Origin of the sequence: Streptomyces filipinensis (genome assembly GCF_014649495.1) — a bacterium.
Taxonomy (GTDB): domain Bacteria; phylum Actinomycetota; class Actinomycetes; order Streptomycetales; family Streptomycetaceae; genus Streptomyces; species Streptomyces filipinensis.
In genome coordinates, this window is record NZ_BMTD01000017.1 from 29,357 (window position 1) to 44,432 (window position 15,076).

At 71.0% G+C, this 15,076-nt stretch carries 15 protein-coding genes; 6 read left to right on the plus strand and 9 right to left on the minus strand.

What is annotated here, in order from left to right:
* Positions 1 to 23: 23 nt before the first annotated feature.
* Positions 24 to 218: a DUF3046 domain-containing protein gene (locus IE244_RS30895; protein ID WP_031165611.1), complete on the plus strand. Its 195-nt coding sequence runs from the start codon at positions 24 to 26 to the stop codon at positions 216 to 218.
* Between the two features lie 127 nt (positions 219 to 345).
* Positions 346 to 1,590 carry an AI-2E family transporter gene (locus IE244_RS30900; RefSeq protein ID WP_191876859.1) on the plus strand — a complete coding sequence of 415 codons (1,245 nt, stop codon included), beginning with the start codon at positions 346 to 348 and terminating at the stop codon, positions 1,588 to 1,590.
* Positions 1,591 to 1,633: 43 nt separating this feature from the next.
* On the opposite strand, the gene IE244_RS30905 is transcribed toward IE244_RS30900, so the two are convergent.
* A complete protein-coding gene (locus tag IE244_RS30905; protein ID WP_191876860.1) occupies positions 1,634 to 2,377 on the minus strand; it encodes a hypothetical protein in 744 nt (247 codons plus the stop codon).
* A 549-nt stretch (positions 2,378 to 2,926) separates the two neighbouring features.
* On the opposite strand from IE244_RS30905, the gene recA reads away from it, so the two are divergent.
* From recA to IE244_RS30920, 3 genes are all read left to right on the plus strand, one after another.
* Positions 2,927 to 4,054 (plus strand): recombinase RecA, encoded by a 1,128-nt coding sequence (gene recA, locus IE244_RS30910; RefSeq protein ID WP_191876861.1) that lies wholly within the window; start codon positions 2,927 to 2,929, stop codon positions 4,052 to 4,054.
* 3 nt (positions 4,055 to 4,057) lie between these two features.
* A complete protein-coding gene (gene recX / locus IE244_RS30915) occupies positions 4,058 to 4,921 on the plus strand; it encodes a recombination regulator RecX (protein ID WP_191876862.1) in 864 nt (287 codons plus the stop codon).
* Positions 4,922 to 5,140: 219 nt separating this feature from the next.
* Complete coding sequence (locus IE244_RS30920) at positions 5,141 to 7,669, plus strand: FtsX-like permease family protein (RefSeq protein WP_191876863.1); 2,529 nt, start codon at positions 5,141 to 5,143, stop codon at positions 7,667 to 7,669.
* Between the two features lie 98 nt (positions 7,670 to 7,767).
* Here IE244_RS30920 and IE244_RS30925 read toward each other — a convergent pair whose 3' ends face one another.
* The 8 genes from IE244_RS30925 to IE244_RS30955 form a co-directional block, all read right to left on the minus strand.
* On the minus strand, positions 7,768 to 8,181 hold the full coding sequence (locus IE244_RS30925; RefSeq protein ID WP_191876864.1) for a rhodanese-like domain-containing protein: 414 nt from the start codon (positions 8,179 to 8,181) through the stop codon (positions 7,768 to 7,770).
* Positions 8,178 to 8,690 (minus strand): cupin domain-containing protein, encoded by a 513-nt coding sequence (locus IE244_RS30930; protein WP_229854439.1) that lies wholly within the window; start codon positions 8,688 to 8,690, stop codon positions 8,178 to 8,180. Before IE244_RS30930 ends, IE244_RS30925 begins: the two co-directional genes overlap by 4 nt.
* Positions 8,691 to 8,778: 88 nt before the next feature.
* Positions 8,779 to 8,865, minus strand: a complete 87-nt coding sequence (locus tag IE244_RS43260; protein ID WP_313960178.1) for a putative leader peptide — start codon at positions 8,863 to 8,865, stop codon at positions 8,779 to 8,781.
* 77 nt (positions 8,866 to 8,942) lie between these two features.
* Positions 8,943 to 10,571, minus strand: a complete 1,629-nt coding sequence (locus IE244_RS30935) for an FAD-dependent monooxygenase (protein ID WP_191876866.1) — start codon at positions 10,569 to 10,571, stop codon at positions 8,943 to 8,945.
* 178 nt (positions 10,572 to 10,749) lie between these two features.
* Complete coding sequence (locus IE244_RS30940) at positions 10,750 to 11,670, minus strand: amino acid ABC transporter permease (RefSeq protein ID WP_191876867.1); 921 nt, start codon at positions 11,668 to 11,670, stop codon at positions 10,750 to 10,752.
* Positions 11,667 to 12,332, minus strand: coding sequence for an amino acid ABC transporter permease (locus IE244_RS30945; RefSeq protein ID WP_191876868.1), 666 nt, complete (start codon positions 12,330 to 12,332; stop codon positions 11,667 to 11,669). The genes IE244_RS30940 and IE244_RS30945 overlap by 4 nt, the downstream gene beginning before the upstream one ends.
* Before the next feature lie 75 nt (positions 12,333 to 12,407).
* Entirely contained in the window at positions 12,408 to 13,247 is an 840-nt protein-coding gene (locus IE244_RS30950) for a glutamate ABC transporter substrate-binding protein (RefSeq protein WP_191876869.1), read from the minus strand.
* A 74-nt stretch (positions 13,248 to 13,321) separates the two neighbouring features.
* Positions 13,322 to 14,098, minus strand: coding sequence for an amino acid ABC transporter ATP-binding protein (locus IE244_RS30955; RefSeq protein ID WP_191876870.1), 777 nt, complete (start codon positions 14,096 to 14,098; stop codon positions 13,322 to 13,324).
* 290 nt (positions 14,099 to 14,388) lie between these two features.
* Between IE244_RS30955 and IE244_RS30960 the strand changes: the two genes are divergently transcribed.
* Positions 14,389 to 15,075, plus strand: coding sequence for a response regulator transcription factor (locus IE244_RS30960; protein WP_191876871.1), 687 nt, complete (start codon positions 14,389 to 14,391; stop codon positions 15,073 to 15,075).
* The last annotated feature ends 1 nt before the right edge of the window (position 15,076 follow it).

Below are 15,076 nucleotides of genomic sequence, written 5' to 3' on the forward strand. Positions count from 1 at the left end.
CCCAGGGGCGGGATACTGGAGTCATGCGGTTGACGGTCTTCTGGCAGCGGATGGCGGAACACTTCGGTCCGGGGTACGCCGACACCTTCGCGCGCGATCACGTCATGTCGGAGCTCGGCGGGCGCACGGTGAAGGAGGCGCTGGCCGCCGGCTGGGACGCGAAGGACGTGTGGCGCGTGGTCTGCACGGTCATGCAGGTACCGGGCGAGCGGCGCTGACGCCCCGACCGGAGCGCTGCCCGAAACGCCCTGGATCGTCCGTGAAGCTCGGGGCCCTACGGCACCGATCGGTCACGAAGACCGCAGGTGGGCGCAGGTTGTCGGTGGCGTGGGCGAGACTTGGCGCGTGGCACCCACTGACGAGACCAACGAGCCGCTGCCCCGGCAGGCGGCACCGACCGGTACGACACCGCCGGACCGGCCCCCGGCCCCCGGCGCCGTCGCTGCGGCCGGCCGCATGCCGCGCTGGCTGCCGCGCGCGATGGTGCTCGCGCTCGCGCTGATCGCCGCGTTCCAGCTCGGCAGCTGGGCCTTCCACCAGCTGACCGGGCTGTTGATCAACATGTTGATCGCGTTCTTCCTGGCCCTCGCGATAGAGCCCGCGGTGAGCCGGATGGCCTCCCGCGGCATACGCCGGGGGCTCGCGACCTCCCTGGTCTTCCTCGGGTTGACGATCGTCGCCGCCGGGTTCGTCACATTGCTCGGCTCCATGCTGGCCGGCCAGATCATCAAGATGGTCGAGGGCTTCCCGGCCTACCTTGACTCGCTCATCAACTGGATCAATGAGACCTTCCACACGGAGCTGCGGCGTGTGGACGTCCAGGAAGGCCTGCTGCACTCCGACTGGCTGCGCAAGTACGCGCAGAACAGCGCCGCCGGGGTCCTCGACGTCTCCGCGCAGGTGCTCGGCGGGCTGTTCCAGTTGCTGACGGTGGGGCTGTTCTCGTTCTACTTCGCCGCCGACGGTCCCCGGCTGCGCCGCGCGCTGTGCTCCGTGCTGCCGCCCGCCCGCCAGGCCGAGGTACTGCGCGCCTGGGAGATCGCCGTCGACAAGACGGGTGGCTACCTCTATTCACGCGGCCTGATGGCGCTCATCTCCGGCATCGCCCACTACATCCTGCTCCAGGCCCTGGGCGTGCCGTACGCGCCCGTGCTCGGTGTCTGGGTGGGCCTGGTCTCGCAGTTCATCCCCACCATCGGCACCTACCTCGCGGGGGCGCTGCCGATGCTGATCGCGTTCACCGTCGCGCCCTGGTACGCGGTGTGGGTGCTGGTCTTCGTCGTGGTCTACCAGCAGTTCGAGAACTACATGCTCCAGCCCAAACTGACGGCCAAGACGGTCGACATCCACCCGGCGGTCGCCTTCGGCTCCGTCATCGCGGGCACCGCGCTGCTGGGCGCCGTCGGTGCGCTGATCGCCATCCCGGCGGTGGCCACCCTCCAGGCGTTCCTCGGGGCGTACGTGAAGCGGTACGCCGTCACGGACGACCCCAGGGTGTACGGACACCGCAGCCGGGGGTCGGGCGGCCCCGGGATGATGGCGCGGATACGCCGGCTGCGGGCCGCTCAGCCCGAGACGGAGGAGTCGTAGGGCGGGCGCGCCGCTCCCGTCTTCCGTACGGTCGGTCCTGTCTTCAGTACGTCAGCACCGCCCACACTCCCGCTCCGGCGACCGCGGCCGCGTAACAGCCGGCCGCCGTGGCCACGATCCGCCGGCGGGTCCGCTCGCTCCGGGGCGAGCGGGACAGCAGCCAGGCCAGCGCGGGCAGGACGAGCACGGCGTGCAGGCTCACGCCGTGCAGGGGCTTGAGCGGGGCGGTCGAGTGGTAGGCGGCCTCCTGGTGGCCGGTCCTGGTCAGGACGACCCCGCGCGCGATCATCGCCGCCCCGGAAGCCAGCGCCACCAGCAGGAGCACGAACCCGGAGCGGACCGCGAGCGGCATGCCGGCGGGGCCTGCCGGCCGGCGCCGGAAGGACGCGACGGCGAAGACCGTGAGCAGGGCGACGAGCACGCCGCCGCCCACCGCGAGCGTCATGGACACCGCGGTGTCGAAGCGGGTCTCCATGTCCAGGTGCGAGGGCACCCGGCGCCACGCCTGGAGGGTGATCCCGCCGACCTCCACCACGCAGTCGGCGGAGAGGGCGAGCAAAAGGGCCGAGCGCAGCCGCGGGCCGACACGCAGGTACGACGTGACCCAGGTGATCGCGATCAGCGTCAGCCCGAAGGAGAGCCCGAAGGTGACGGGCTTGCGCCAGGAGACGGGGCCGTCCCACGGGCCGCCGTCGACCGCGAACACCACCAGATGCACGAGACCGGACAGGACGAGGAGCAGCCCCGTCGCGTGACAGAGCCGGTCGACGGCGCGGGGATTCTTCATGGGCCAAAGGCTCCCGGGAGCGGCCCGCGCGGTCGTCGTCCGGCCGAAGGCACCCGCCGTACACCACCGGGAGTAGCGGTGCCCGAGGCCGGTGTCCTGCGTCGGTGAAGTGCGAGCGGTGTCGGCGAAGTCTGAGTGGCGCCGGTCACGGGGGCGTTTTCGGCGGCGCCCGGACCTTGGGATGCCCACATCACCCAGTCGGTGCTTCAGACCGGGTCCGCACGGGACTACGGCTACGGGAAGACCGGCGACGCGACGCCCCTCCCGCGTCCCACCCGTCCTGACCTGGAAAGCCGGACCGGACGGCGCGGGGCGCCTGAGCGCAGCGGCTCAGGCGTCCCGGCAGGTGTGGTGGCGCTTGACACGAAAATCGAACATCCATTCTCATGGAGGCTCAGGCGAGGCTTCGGGTGGTCGATTTCGTCCCGTTTTGCTGGAGGAAGTCCCTCGGTTATCCACAGGCTGGGCCTGCGTCGGGGCGCATTGTCAGTGGCAGGCGTTAGCGTCTTTGACGTGAAGCGATCGACTCAAGCAAACCGGGTGGAACCCATGGCAGGAACCGACCGCGAGAAGGCGCTCGACGCCGCGCTCGCACAGATTGAACGGCAATTCGGCAAGGGCGCGGTCATGCGCATGGGCGAGCGGTCGAAGGAGCCCATCGAGGTCATCCCGACCGGGTCGACCGCACTCGACGTCGCCCTCGGCGTCGGCGGCCTGCCGCGCGGCCGTGTCGTGGAGATCTACGGACCGGAGTCCTCCGGTAAGACGACCCTGACCCTGCACGCTGTGGCGAACGCGCAGAAGGCCGGCGGCCAGGTCGCCTTCGTGGACGCCGAACACGCCCTCGACCCCGAGTACGCGCGCAAGCTCGGCGTCGACATCGACAACCTGATCCTCTCCCAGCCGGACAACGGCGAGCAGGCCCTGGAGATCGTGGACATGCTCGTCCGCTCCGGGGCGCTCGACCTCATCGTCATCGACTCCGTCGCCGCGCTCGTCCCGCGCGCGGAGATCGAGGGCGAGATGGGCGACAGCCACGTCGGTCTGCAGGCCCGTCTGATGAGCCAGGCCCTGCGGAAGATCACCAGCGCGCTCAACCAGTCCAAGACCACCGCGATCTTCATCAACCAGCTCCGCGAGAAGATCGGCGTGATGTTCGGCTCCCCGGAGACCACGACGGGTGGCCGGGCGCTGAAGTTCTACGCCTCGGTGCGCATCGACATCCGCCGCATCGAGACCCTCAAGGACGGCACGGAGGCAGTCGGTAACCGCACCCGCTGCAAGGTCGTCAAGAACAAGGTCGCCCCGCCCTTCAAGCAGGCCGAGTTCGACATCCTCTACGGCCAGGGCATCAGCCGCGAGGGCGGCCTGATCGACATGGGCGTGGAGCACGGCTTCGTCCGCAAGGCCGGCGCCTGGTACACGTACGAGGGCGACCAGCTCGGCCAGGGCAAGGAGAACGCGCGCAACTTCCTCAAGGACAACCCCGACCTGGCCAACGAGATCGAGAAGAAGATCAAGGAGAAGCTGGGCGTCGGGGTCCGGCCCGAGGAGCCCGCCGCCGAGCCGGGCGCGGACGCGGCGGTCACCAGCGCTGCAGCCGACGACGCCAAGACGACGCCCGCCCCGGCAGCCGCCAAGGCCACCAAGCCCAAGGCCGCCGCAGCCAAGAGCTGACCCGTGACACGACGAACCGACTGGGCCGAGTACGAGTACGCCGCCACCCCCGGCCCCCCGCGGGGAAGGGGCAGCGGGGGCTACCCGCACTCCGCTCGGGGCGGTGACCACGGACACGGGGAGGACGGTCAGGGCGAGCACGCCGAGTACCGCGAACGGGGGAGCCGCGGGGACGATGGCGACGCCCACCCGGGCGGCATGGGCGGCGACCCGTACGGGGGTGGCTCGTCCGGCCACGACTCCGGCAGTGGCGTCGGCCCGCGGGGTGGCCGGGGGCGCGGCCGGCGGCGGCGCGGCTTCGGGGACGCGCCCGGTGAGGACGAAGGCGCCCCTTCCTCGTCGAGGGCCGAGCGGGGGGAGTCTTCAGGGGACCCGGTTGAGCGGGCACGGGCGATCTGTCTGCGCCTGCTCACCGGGACCCCGCGCACCCGCAAACAACTCGCGGACGCCCTGCGCAAGCGGGAGATCCCCGAGGACGCGGCCGAGGAGGTGCTGTCGCGGTTCGAGGAGGTCGGTCTGATCGACGACAGCGCGTTCGCGGAGGCCTGGGTGGAGTCCCGGCACCATGGCCGGGGACTCGCGCGCCGGGCGCTCGCCCGGGAGCTGCGCACCAAGGGGGTCGACTCGACGCTGATCGACGAGGCCGTCTCCCAGCTCGACTCCGAGCAGGAGGAGGCGACGGCCCGGGAGCTCGTGGCCCGCAAACTGCGCGCCACCCGAGGCCTCGACCGCGACAAGCGGCTCCGCCGCCTCGCCGGCATGCTCGCCCGCAAGGGCTACCCCGAGGGCATGGCCCTGCGGGTCGTCCGCCAGGCCCTGGAGGAAGAGGGCGAGGACACGGAGTTCCTCGCAGAAGGGGACTTCTGAGTCTCCGGGGCGGCGCGGGCGGTTCCGGATCGCGGGTCCCGCCGGGCTGCTGAAGATCCTCGGTGGGGTTAACCCCCGCCGAAGACGCCGGACCACCGCAGTGCTCTCCCGGCCCCGCGCGAACGATTCTGTACGCACGCTCCGGACCACGGCACGCACCCCGCCGAGGCCGGCCGCGTACGACCCAGCCGACGCGCACAACAGAAGAGAGCCCGCTCGATGATGCTGCGATACGCCCTCCGGACCGTCCGTGCACGAAAGGCGGGTTTTCTCGGCGCCTTCCTCGCGCTGATGTGCGCGGCCGCTCTGATCACCGCCTGTGGCACCCTCCTCGACACCGGCCTGCGTGGCACCATCCGCACCGAGCGCTACGCCGCCGCCCCCGTCGTGGTCTCCGGCGACCAGTACGTCCACCAGACCACCGTCAAGCACAAAAAGGGCAAGACCAAGGTCAAGCACAAGGCGAAACCCATCGCCGAGCGCGCCTGGCTCCCACAGGAACTGCGCACCAGACTCTCCCATGTCCCCGGTGTGGCCCGGGTGGTGCCCGAACTCACCTTCCTCGCCCAGCCGTTGACCCCGGCCGGGACCGGCGGCCGTACCGCCTACGGGCACGCCTGGGAATCCGCCGTGCTGACGCCGTACCGGCTGACCGCCGGCAGCGCGCCCACCTCCGACGGTGACCTGGTCATCGACAGCGACCTCGCGGCACGGGCCGGACTGCGGCCCGGTGACCGGCTCACCGTGCAGTCCACGCAGGCCCCGCGCAGCTACCGCGTCACCGGTGTCGCCACCCCGGCCACCGCCGTACGCCACCAGACGTCCCTGTTCTTCTCCGCCGCCGAGGCCCGCCGGCTGGCCGCGCACCGGGGGCAGGTCAGCGCGTTCGGCGTACTGCCGGCCAAGGGCACGGACGCCGAGCAGGTGCGCGACGCCGTGGCGCGGGCTCTGCACGGCACCACTGCCCAGGTCAGCACCGGGGCAGCCCGTGGACCCGTCGAGTTCCTGGACGCCGCTGCCGCTCGCACCCGGCTGGTCAGCATGGGTGGCGCCATGGGCGGAACCTCACTGCTGGTGGCGGTGCTCGTGGTCGTCGGCACCTTCGCGCTCACCGTGCAGCAGCGCCACCGCGAACTCGCCCTGCTCCGCGCCATCGCCGCCACGCCCGGGCAGATCCGCAAGCTCCTCGGCCGGGAGGCGCTGATCGTCGGCACGGCGGCGGGCACCACGGGCGCGCTGCTCGGGCTGCCGCTGGGCAGCTGGCTGCACTCCAGGTTCGTCGCCCTGGGCGCCGTACCCGACACGCTTGAGCACAGCGTCAGTGTCTTCCCGCCGCTCGCCGCCCTCGCCGCCACCCTGCTCGGTGCCTGGGCAGCGGCCCGGATCGCCTCCCGCAGGATCGCCCGGATCCGCCCGACCGAGGCTCTGGCCGAGGCCAGGGCCGAGCGGACCCGTCCCGCCTGGGGGCGGATAGCCGCCGGACTGCTGCTGCTCGCCGGTGGAGCCGTCCTCGTCGTCGTCCTCACCTCGCTGCGCACCGAGCCCGCATCGACGCCCGTGACCTTCCTCGCCGTCGTCGTCCTGTCCACCTCCGTCGCTCTGCTCGGTCCCCTGCTCGTCAAGACGGCCGCGCTGCTGCTCGCCGGCCCGCTCCGGCTCACCGGCCACGGCGGCCGCCTCGCCACCGCCAACCTGCGCGGCAACGCCGCCCGTATGGCCTCCGTCGTCACCCCCCTCACCCTGCTCATCGGCATGACCTGCACCGTGCTGTTCGTCCAGTCCACGCTCGGCGACGCCGCCCGCAGCCAGGCCCGCGCCGGTGTCCGAGCCGACTGGGTCGTCGCCGCGCAGGGGCCAGGCGTCCCCGCCGAGGCCGCCCGACGGCTGCGCACGGGGCACGACACCGTCACCGAAGTCGTCCGGACGACCATCCGCGTGGGCCTCGACAAGTACCCCGCGCAGGGCGTCACCCCGGCGGGCCTGACCCGCACCTGGGATCCGCAGGTCACCGCCGGCTCCCTCGACCGGCTCGGCCCCGGCACGGTCGCCGTCAGTCAACTGGCCGCGGACCAGCACCATCTGAAGCCCGGCAGCCCCCTGAAACTCACCCTCGGTGACGGCATGCCCGCCACGCTCACCGTCGCCGCCGTCTACGCCCGCGGTCTCGGCTTCGGCGACTTCACCTTCTCCCACGACCTCGTCGCCCGCCACGTCGACAACCCGCTCGCCTCCTCCGTCCTCGTCGGCACGACCCGTACACAGACACAACTCGCGACTACACTCCGTGAGTTCCCGGGGCTGCGGATTCTTTCGCCGGCCGATGCCGACGCCCTGCAGGCGGACCGGCAGCGGACGAACGCCGAGGTCAACTATCTCGCCATGGGGCTCGTGCTGGCCTTCACCGCCATCGCCGTCGTCAACACGCTCGCCATGTCCGTGGCAGAGCGTGTCCGGGAGTTCGCCCTGCTCCGCCTCGCCGGCGCGACCCGCCGTCAGGTGCTCCGCATGCTGCGCACCGAGGTGCTGGCCGTCCTGTTCCTCGCCACCTCGCTCGGCAGCGGGATCGCCCTCGCCGTGCTCACCGCGTTCAGCGCCGGGATGACGGGCCGCGCGGCGCCGTCGGTCACGCCCCTGCTCTATGTCACCGTCGTCGGGATCGCCGGCCTGCTCGCGCTGGTGGCCAGTGCGGTTCCGGGGCGGGCGGTGCTGCGGGTGCCGGCGGTGACGGTGGCCACGGCGAAGGAGTAGGAGCCGGGCCGGACCGCGAGGAACCCCCGTGCCGGGACACGGGGGTTCCGACTGCTTCCGGTGCCGGCTGTGCTCCAGGTCCCCGCGGGCGCCGGGGATCAGGGGCTCGCCGGCTCCACCGGGAGCCCCGCCGCGCGCCACGCCTGGAAGCCGCCCACCAGGTCCGTCGCCCGGTGCAGGCCCAGTTGGTGGAGGGAGGCGGCGGCGAGACTGGAGGCGTAGCCCTCGTTGCAGATCACCACGATGCGCAGGTCGTGACCGGTGGCCTCGGGAACGCGGTGGCTGCCCTGCGGATCGAGGCGCCACTCCAGCTCGTTGCGCTCGATGACGAGGGCGCCGGGAATCAGCCCGTCCCGCTCCCGCAGGGCTGCATAGCGGATGTCGACCAGCAGCGCCGCACCGCTCCGCGCCGCCTCGTGCGCCTCATGTGCCTCGATGCGCCGGTAGTCCGCGCGGACCCGCTCCAGCAACGCGTCGATGCCGGCCGGCGCTCGGCCGGCGGTGCCGCTCACTGCCAGTCCTCCGGTCGCTCGACCTGCTCCAGGCGCAGCACCTGGCCGGTGCGACTGTAACGGCGGATCCGCGGCAGCGGCGGGTGGTAGGCGTGGACGGAGATCGCGTGGCGGTCGCGGGACTCGTTGAGGACCTCGTGGACATGGTGATGGCCGAAGGCGCGGCCCTCGCCGGCCGGCAGCCGGCGTTCGCGGTCCACGCCCTCGGAGAGTTCCAGGGTCTTCCAGCCGTCGGTGGGCAGCCGGGCGGCGAGCGAGTTCTCCCTGAGTTCGCCGGAGGCGGTGAGGAACGCGCCGACCGAGTCGGCGTGGTCGTGCCAGCCGGTCCCGGTGCCCGGCGGCCAGCCGATCAGCCAGGCCTCACTGCCCCCCGGTCCCTGCAGCCGCACCCAGGTGCGGCCCTCGGGGTCGAGCGGCAGGGAGGCGATCAGCTCGGCGTCGGCGGCCGTACGTCGTACGAAGTCGAAGAGGTCCGCCTGCGTGGGTGCCGAGCCGACGGCAGGGGACACGGAAGGAGAGGGGACAGACACGGACACACCGTCCTGAAGGGGGTTCGCGGAACGGGCGCGCGACGGCGCCCGAAAAAGGAAGGCGAATTCAGCAGGACGGACGACACACGCAGCCCGCATAGCGGACGAGGTCCATATGGACCCTCCGCCACAGGCGTACACAGGTGTCGGTCATGGTCCGGAGTACAGCATGCCGGTGTACTCCGGTCAACTCACCGTCACCATGTGGACGGAGGGTGACAGGGCGCGCGGTCAGCGCACGCCGGAGCCGGCCTCCGCCTCCGCCGAGGCCTCCGCCGGCGGCTCCTCCTTCACCGCGCCGCCCAGGGTCGCCTCCGCCGCCGCGTACAGGTCGGCCGGACGGACCCCGCTCAACGCGGTGACCAGGTGGCCGTCAGGGCGCACGAGCAGCACGCTGTGCGCCGGCGCACCCGGGTACTCCTCCGCGACCAGGAGCTCGGCCGGGTGCGGCAGCGCGGTCACCGCGGCCGCGAGCCGGGGCATGACCCCGGCGGACACCCAGTGCTTGCGGGCCCACACGCCCGTGCCCGGCGCGATCAGCACGACGAGCAGCGCGCCGCGGCCCAGCCGGTCGCGCAGCTGGACGAAGGAACCGTCCTCCGCGGTGACCCGTACATCGGTGACCTGTGCGCCGGGCGGGGTGTCGACGGGGATCTCGCCCTGCAGGTGCCGGGGCGCCAGCGGGGAGTCGGCGTACGCCCCCGGCGCACCAAGGGGACCGCGCCCCAGGTGACCGTCCGTGAGCAGCACATCGTGGCCGCGGGCCGTGCCCGGGACCATCTGGCGCAGTCCGCCGGCGCCGCGCAGCACCGGCAGCGCCAGGTCCGCGGCGCGCAGCCGGGCGGTGATCAGCGCGCGCCGCTCGGCCTGATAGCTGTCCAGCAGTGCCTCGTGCGGGCCGCGGTGCCAGACCACGGCCAGCTTCCAGGCGAGGTTGTCGGCGTCCCGGAGGCCCTCGTCCAGCCCCTGGGTGCCGAGTGCGCCGAGCAGATGGGCCGCGTCCCCGGCGAGCAGGACCCGGCCGACGCGCCAGCGGCGGGCCAGCCGGTGGTGCACCATGTGGACACCGGTGTCGAGCAGCTCGTAGGCCGGTGTGGAGCCGTTCGTCCAGCCCGCGAGGGTCTCGCGGATCCGGGCCACCAGGGTCTCGGGCGTGACCAGCTCCTTGCCCGGTGGCAGCAGCCAGTCCAGGCGCCACACGCCGTCCGGGAGGGGGCGGGCGGTCACCTCCACGGCCGAGGGCCCGGACTGCCGCCACGGCGGCATCCGGTGGAGCAACGTCCGGCCCTCCCACGGAAGTTCCACACGCAGCGCGGCGACCGCGTGTCGCTCCACCGCGGTACGGCCCGGGAAGCGGATGTCCTGGAGTTTGCGCACGGTGGAGCGGGGTCCGTCGCAGCCGACCAGATAACTGCCACGCCACCAGACGCCCTTCGGCCCACGGGTGTGCGCGGTGACGCCGGAACGCTCCTGCTCGATCGAGTCCAGGCGGCTGTCCACGGCGACCTTGACCAGCGGCTCGTCGGCCACGGCGGCGCGCAGGGCGCTCGTGACGACGTGCTGGGCGATGTGCAGCGGGGCGGCGACGTCACCCTCGCCGAAGACGACCTCGTTCATCACCTGCTTGCGCCGCAGAGACCGCCATCCGGCCCAGCGCACGCCGTGCTCACCGAGCGCCACTTCGGTCAGCCGCTCCAGCAGCGCGGCCGTGTCCTCGCGCAGCACGACGGTGCGCGCCGGGCGGGGCTCGTCCTTGCCGGGACCCTCGTCCAGGACGACGGACGGCACCTCCTGGCGGGCCAGCGCCAGGGCGAGCGTGAGCCCGACCGGCCCGGCTCCGACGATGATCACCGGATCCACGGCGCGGCGCCTCCTGCCCGCAGTGGTGCCCTGACGGACGGAGAGGAACAGGAAGGTGAAGCGGGGTGCACGGTCACAGAACGTATGCAACCCATTGGCAGAGTTTGCGTCAAGTGACCAGAGGCAGTGGCGATCACGCCACTGCCTCTGCGCGCCGTACGGGTGACGTGACGATTTGTCAGACGAGCCCGGCAGGGCCGGCCCCGGCGCCGACGCCGTCTCCGGTCGCCGCCGTACCCGCGATGTCCGCCACGTCCTGGAACCCGAGCACCACGCCCGTCGACTTCTTGCGCCGCCGCAGCCGGCTCTCCAGCCAGCTCGCGAAGGAGGTCAGCGAGAAGTTGATGACGATGTAGATCGCGGCCACGACGGTGAGGGAGGCGATGATGTTGCCGTAGTAGCCGGCCATCGTGTTGGCCGAGGCCAGCAGCTCGGGGAAGGTGAGTACCGCGCCGCCGAGGGCGGTGTCCTTCACGATGACCACCAGCTGGCTGACGATCGCCGGGAGCATCGCGGTGACCGACTGCGGCAGCAGGATGAGCCGCATCACCTGACCCTTGCGCAGGCCGATCGCCATGGCCGCCTCGGACTGGCCCTTCGGCAGGGCGAGGATGCCCGCGCGGACGATCTCCGCGAGCACCGACGCGTTGTACAGCACCAGACCGGTCACGACCGCGTAGAACGGACGGTCGTCCGAACTGACGTCGGTGTACTGGGCGAAGATCGCGAGCCCGAAGATCATCAGGACCAGGACCGGGATCGCCCGGAAGAACTCGACCACGATGGCGGCCGGCACGCGCACCCACACGTGGTCCGAGAGCCGGGATATCCCGAGGACGGCACCCAGTGGAAGCGCGATGACCATCGCCAGCGCCGCCGCCTTCAGGGTGTTCTCCAGGCCGGGCCAGATGTACGTCGAGTACGCCTCCGTGCCGCTGAAGAAGGGCTTCCACAACGACCAGGCCAGCTGCCCCTTGTCGTCGAGGGCCTGGTAGACCCACCACACCACGGCCGCGAAGGCGACCACGAAGAGGGCCGTGTAGAGAACGTTGCGCCGCTTGGCACGGGGGCCCTGGGCGTCGTACAGGACCGAACTCATCGCTTCACCGCCACCTTCTTGCCGACCCAGCCGAGGATCAGACCGGTCGGCAGGGTGAGGCAGACGAACCCCAGGGCGATGACCGCGGAGATCGCCAGCAGCTCTGCCTCGTTCTCGATCATCTGCTTCATCAGGAAGGCCGCCTCCGCCACACCGATCGCCGCGGCCACCGTCGTGTTCTTCGTCAACGCGATCAACACGTTGGTCAGCGGGCCGACGGCCGCGCGGAAGGCCTGCGGGAGCACGACCAGGAACAGCACCTGACTGAAGCTCAGGCCGATGGCGCGGGCGGCCTCCGCCTGCCCGACCGGCACCGTGTTGATACCGGCCCGGATCGCCTCGCACACGAAGGTCGCGGTGTAGACGATCAGGCCGAGCACGGCCAGCCGGAAGTTGATCGTGGGGAAGTCGTGCGCACCGAGGTGGATGCTCAGGGTCTGGTTGAGGCCGAGTGAGGAGAACAGGATGATCACCGTGAGCGGGATGTTCCGCACGATGTTCACGTAGGCGGTGGCGAAACCGCGCATCAGCGGTACGGGGCCCACCCGCATGGCGGCCAGCAGAGTGCCCCAGACCAGGGAACCCACGGCCGACAGCAGCGTCAGCTGCACCGTCGTCCAGAAGGCTCCCAGCACGTCGTACTTGTCAAGAAAGTCGAACACGATCTCCCGCGCTTCCGCGTGTAAGGATGCCCCGGTGCGCCGCCGTCAGGAGCGGCGCACCGGGCGGGGGTTGCCTCAGCTCTTGATCTCGCCGATCTTCGGGGCGGGCTCGTTCTTGTAGTCGGCCGGGCCGAAGTTCTTCTTCACGGCGGCCTCCCAGGAACCGTCGGAGACCATCTCCTCAAGGGCCTTGTTGATCTTGGCCTTGAGGTCGCTGCCCTTCTTGACGCCGATGCCGTAGTTCTCGTTGGTCATCTTGAAGGCGCCGAGCTTGAACTTGCCCTTGAACTGGGCCTGCGCGGCGTAACCGGCGAGGATCGAGTCGTCCGTGGTGAGGGCTTCGATGGCGCCGCTCTGCAGGCCCGAGAGGCAGGCCGAGTAGGTCGGGTACGTCTGCAGGTTGGCCTTCGGAGCCAGCCTGGCCTTCAGGTTCTGGGCCGAGGTCGAGCCGGCCACCGAACACAGGTTCTTGCCGTTCAGGTCACCGGGAGCCTTGATCTTCTTGTCGTCCGCCCGCAGCAGCACGTCCTGGTGGGCCAGCAGGTAGGGACCGGCGAAGTCCACCTTCTGCTGACGCTCCGGGGTGATCGAGTACGTGGCGGCGATGAAGTCGACGTCACCGCGCTGCAGCATGGTCTCGCGGTCGGCGCTCTTCGACTCCTTCCACTCGATCTGGTCGGCGCTGTAACCGAGCTTCTTGGCGACATAGGTGGCCACGTCGACGTCGAAGCCCGAGTAGCCCTGCGGGGTCTTCTGGCCGAGGCCCGGCTGGTCGTACTTGATGCCGATGGCGATCTTCTTGCCGTCACCGCCCGAGGAGCCGTTGTCGTCCTTCTTGCCGCCGCCGCACGCGGTGGCGCCCACGGTCAGGGCGAGTACGGCGGCCGAGGCGGCGGTGACCTTGCGGAGCTTCATGCTGAACATCCTTCGAATGGTGAGGAACGAGGTCCGTGGGAAAGGGCGGCCCAGGGCGCCCGGGTGGCGCGCCGTCAGTGGTGCAGGATCTTGGACAGGAAGTCCTTGGCCCGGTCGCTGCGCGGGTTGCTGAAGAACTGGTCGGGCGCAGCCTGTTCGACGATCCGGCCGTCGGCCATGAAGACCACCCGGTTTGCAGCCGATCGTGCGAAGCCCATCTCGTGGGTGACGACGACCATCGTCATGCCCTCGCGGGCGAGCTGCTGCATGACCTCGAGGACCTCGTTGATCATCTCGGGGTCGAGGGCGGAGGTCGGCTCGTCGAAGAGCATGACCTTCGGGCCCATCGCCAGCGCCCGCGCGATCGCCACGCGCTGCTGCTGGCCGCCGGACAGCTGGGCGGGGTACTTGTCGGCCTGGGTGCCCACGCCGACCCGGTCGAGCAGCGCCCGGGCCTTCTCCTCGGCCTGCTTCTTGTCCGCCTTGCGGACCTTGAGCTGCCCCAGCATCACGTTCTCGAGCACGGTCTTGTGCGCGAAGAGGTTGAAGGACTGGAAGACCATCCCGACGTCGGCCCGCAGCCGGGCCAGCTCCTTGCCCTCCTGGGGCAGGGGCCTGCCGTCGATCGCGATGGTGCCCGAGTCGATCGTCTCCAGGCGGTTGATGGTGCGGCACAGAGTCGACTTTCCGGACCCGGAGGGCCCGATGACCACGACGACCTCGCCGCGGGCGATCGTCAGGTCGATGTCCTGGAGCACATGCAACGCGCCGAAGTGCTTGTTGACGCTCTTCAGGACGACCAGTTCGTCGGACGTGGCCACGTCTTCCTTGGCCACCGGTACTTTGGTCATCGCTCTCGGACTCCGTCCTCCTCGGGTTTCCGAGGACAGTAATGAGGGGCTGTGACCTGCGTCATCACATCTGAGGGAGATCTGAGCATCACGATCCGATAGCAAACGGACACGTGTCGTAGCACTTGCCCCTCGTGTGCGTATCGGCCGGATAACGGAACCGACGGGCAACCGGAACGCTCTTGACGCCGTCCTTGTCCATCGGCGTCACTGCCATGGTGCACGCGCGCGTGAGCTACACGCCGCGCCAGAACCCAGACCGTACGACCGCTGAACCGGAGGGGGCCGGGATGAGACTGCTGCTCGTCGAGGACGACAACCACGTCGCCGCGGCCCTGTCCGCCGTACTCGCGCGACACGGCTTCGACGTCACCCACGCACGCAGCGGCGAGGAGGCCCTCCAGGCCCTCGTCCCCGAGGGCGCCGGCTTCGGCGTGGTCCTGCTCGACCTGGGCCTGCCCGACCAGGACGGCTACGAGGTCTGCGGCAAGATCCGCAAGCGCACCAGCACCCCGGTGATCATGGTCACCGCGCGCTCCGACGTCCGCTCCCGCATCCACGGGCTCAACCTGGGCGCCGACGACTACGTGGTGAAGCCGTACGACACCGGCGAGCTGCTCGCCCGGATCCACGCCGTCAGCCGGCGCACCGTCCACGAGGATCCGGCGGCCGGCGCCGAGAGCGCCCTGCACCTCGGTCCCGTACGGATCGAACTGCCCACCCGGCAGGTCACCGTGGACGGTTCGGTGGTCCAGCTGACCCGCAAGGAGTTCGACCTGCTCGCCCTGCTCGCGCAGCGCCCGGGTGTGGTCTTCCGCCGGGAACAGATCATCAGCGAGGTCTGGCGCACCAGTTGGGAGGGCACCGGCCGCACCCTGGAGGTGCATGTCGCCTCCCTGCGCGCCAAACTGCGCCAGCCCGCGCTGATCGAGACCGTACGCGGCGTCGGCTACCGGCTCGTCGCCCCGGCCCTCTAGC

What these genes read in the sequence shown, in the direction of transcription:
- IE244_RS30940 (WP_191876867.1), bottom strand. Translation starts at nt 11,670, where the DNA reads ATGAGTTCGGTCCTGTACGACGCCCAGGGCCCCCGTGCCAAGCGGCGC.
- IE244_RS30895 (WP_031165611.1), top strand. Translation starts at nt 24, where the DNA reads ATGCGGTTGACGGTCTTCTGGCAGCGGATGGCGGAACACTTCGGTCCG.
- IE244_RS30955 (WP_191876870.1), bottom strand. Translation starts at nt 14,098, where the DNA reads ATGACCAAAGTACCGGTGGCCAAGGAAGACGTGGCCACGTCCGACGAA.
- IE244_RS30960 (WP_191876871.1), top strand. Translation starts at nt 14,389, where the DNA reads ATGAGACTGCTGCTCGTCGAGGACGACAACCACGTCGCCGCGGCCCTG.
- IE244_RS43260 (WP_313960178.1), bottom strand. Translation starts at nt 8,865, where the DNA reads ATGACCGACACCTGTGTACGCCTGTGGCGGAGGGTCCATATGGACCTC.
- recA (WP_191876861.1), top strand. Translation starts at nt 2,927, where the DNA reads ATGGCAGGAACCGACCGCGAGAAGGCGCTCGACGCCGCGCTCGCACAG.
- IE244_RS30905 (WP_191876860.1), bottom strand. Translation starts at nt 2,377, where the DNA reads ATGAAGAATCCCCGCGCCGTCGACCGGCTCTGTCACGCGACGGGGCTG.
- IE244_RS30950 (WP_191876869.1), bottom strand. Translation starts at nt 13,247, where the DNA reads ATGAAGCTCCGCAAGGTCACCGCCGCCTCGGCCGCCGTACTCGCCCTG.
- IE244_RS30920 (WP_191876863.1), top strand. Translation starts at nt 5,141, where the DNA reads ATGATGCTGCGATACGCCCTCCGGACCGTCCGTGCACGAAAGGCGGGT.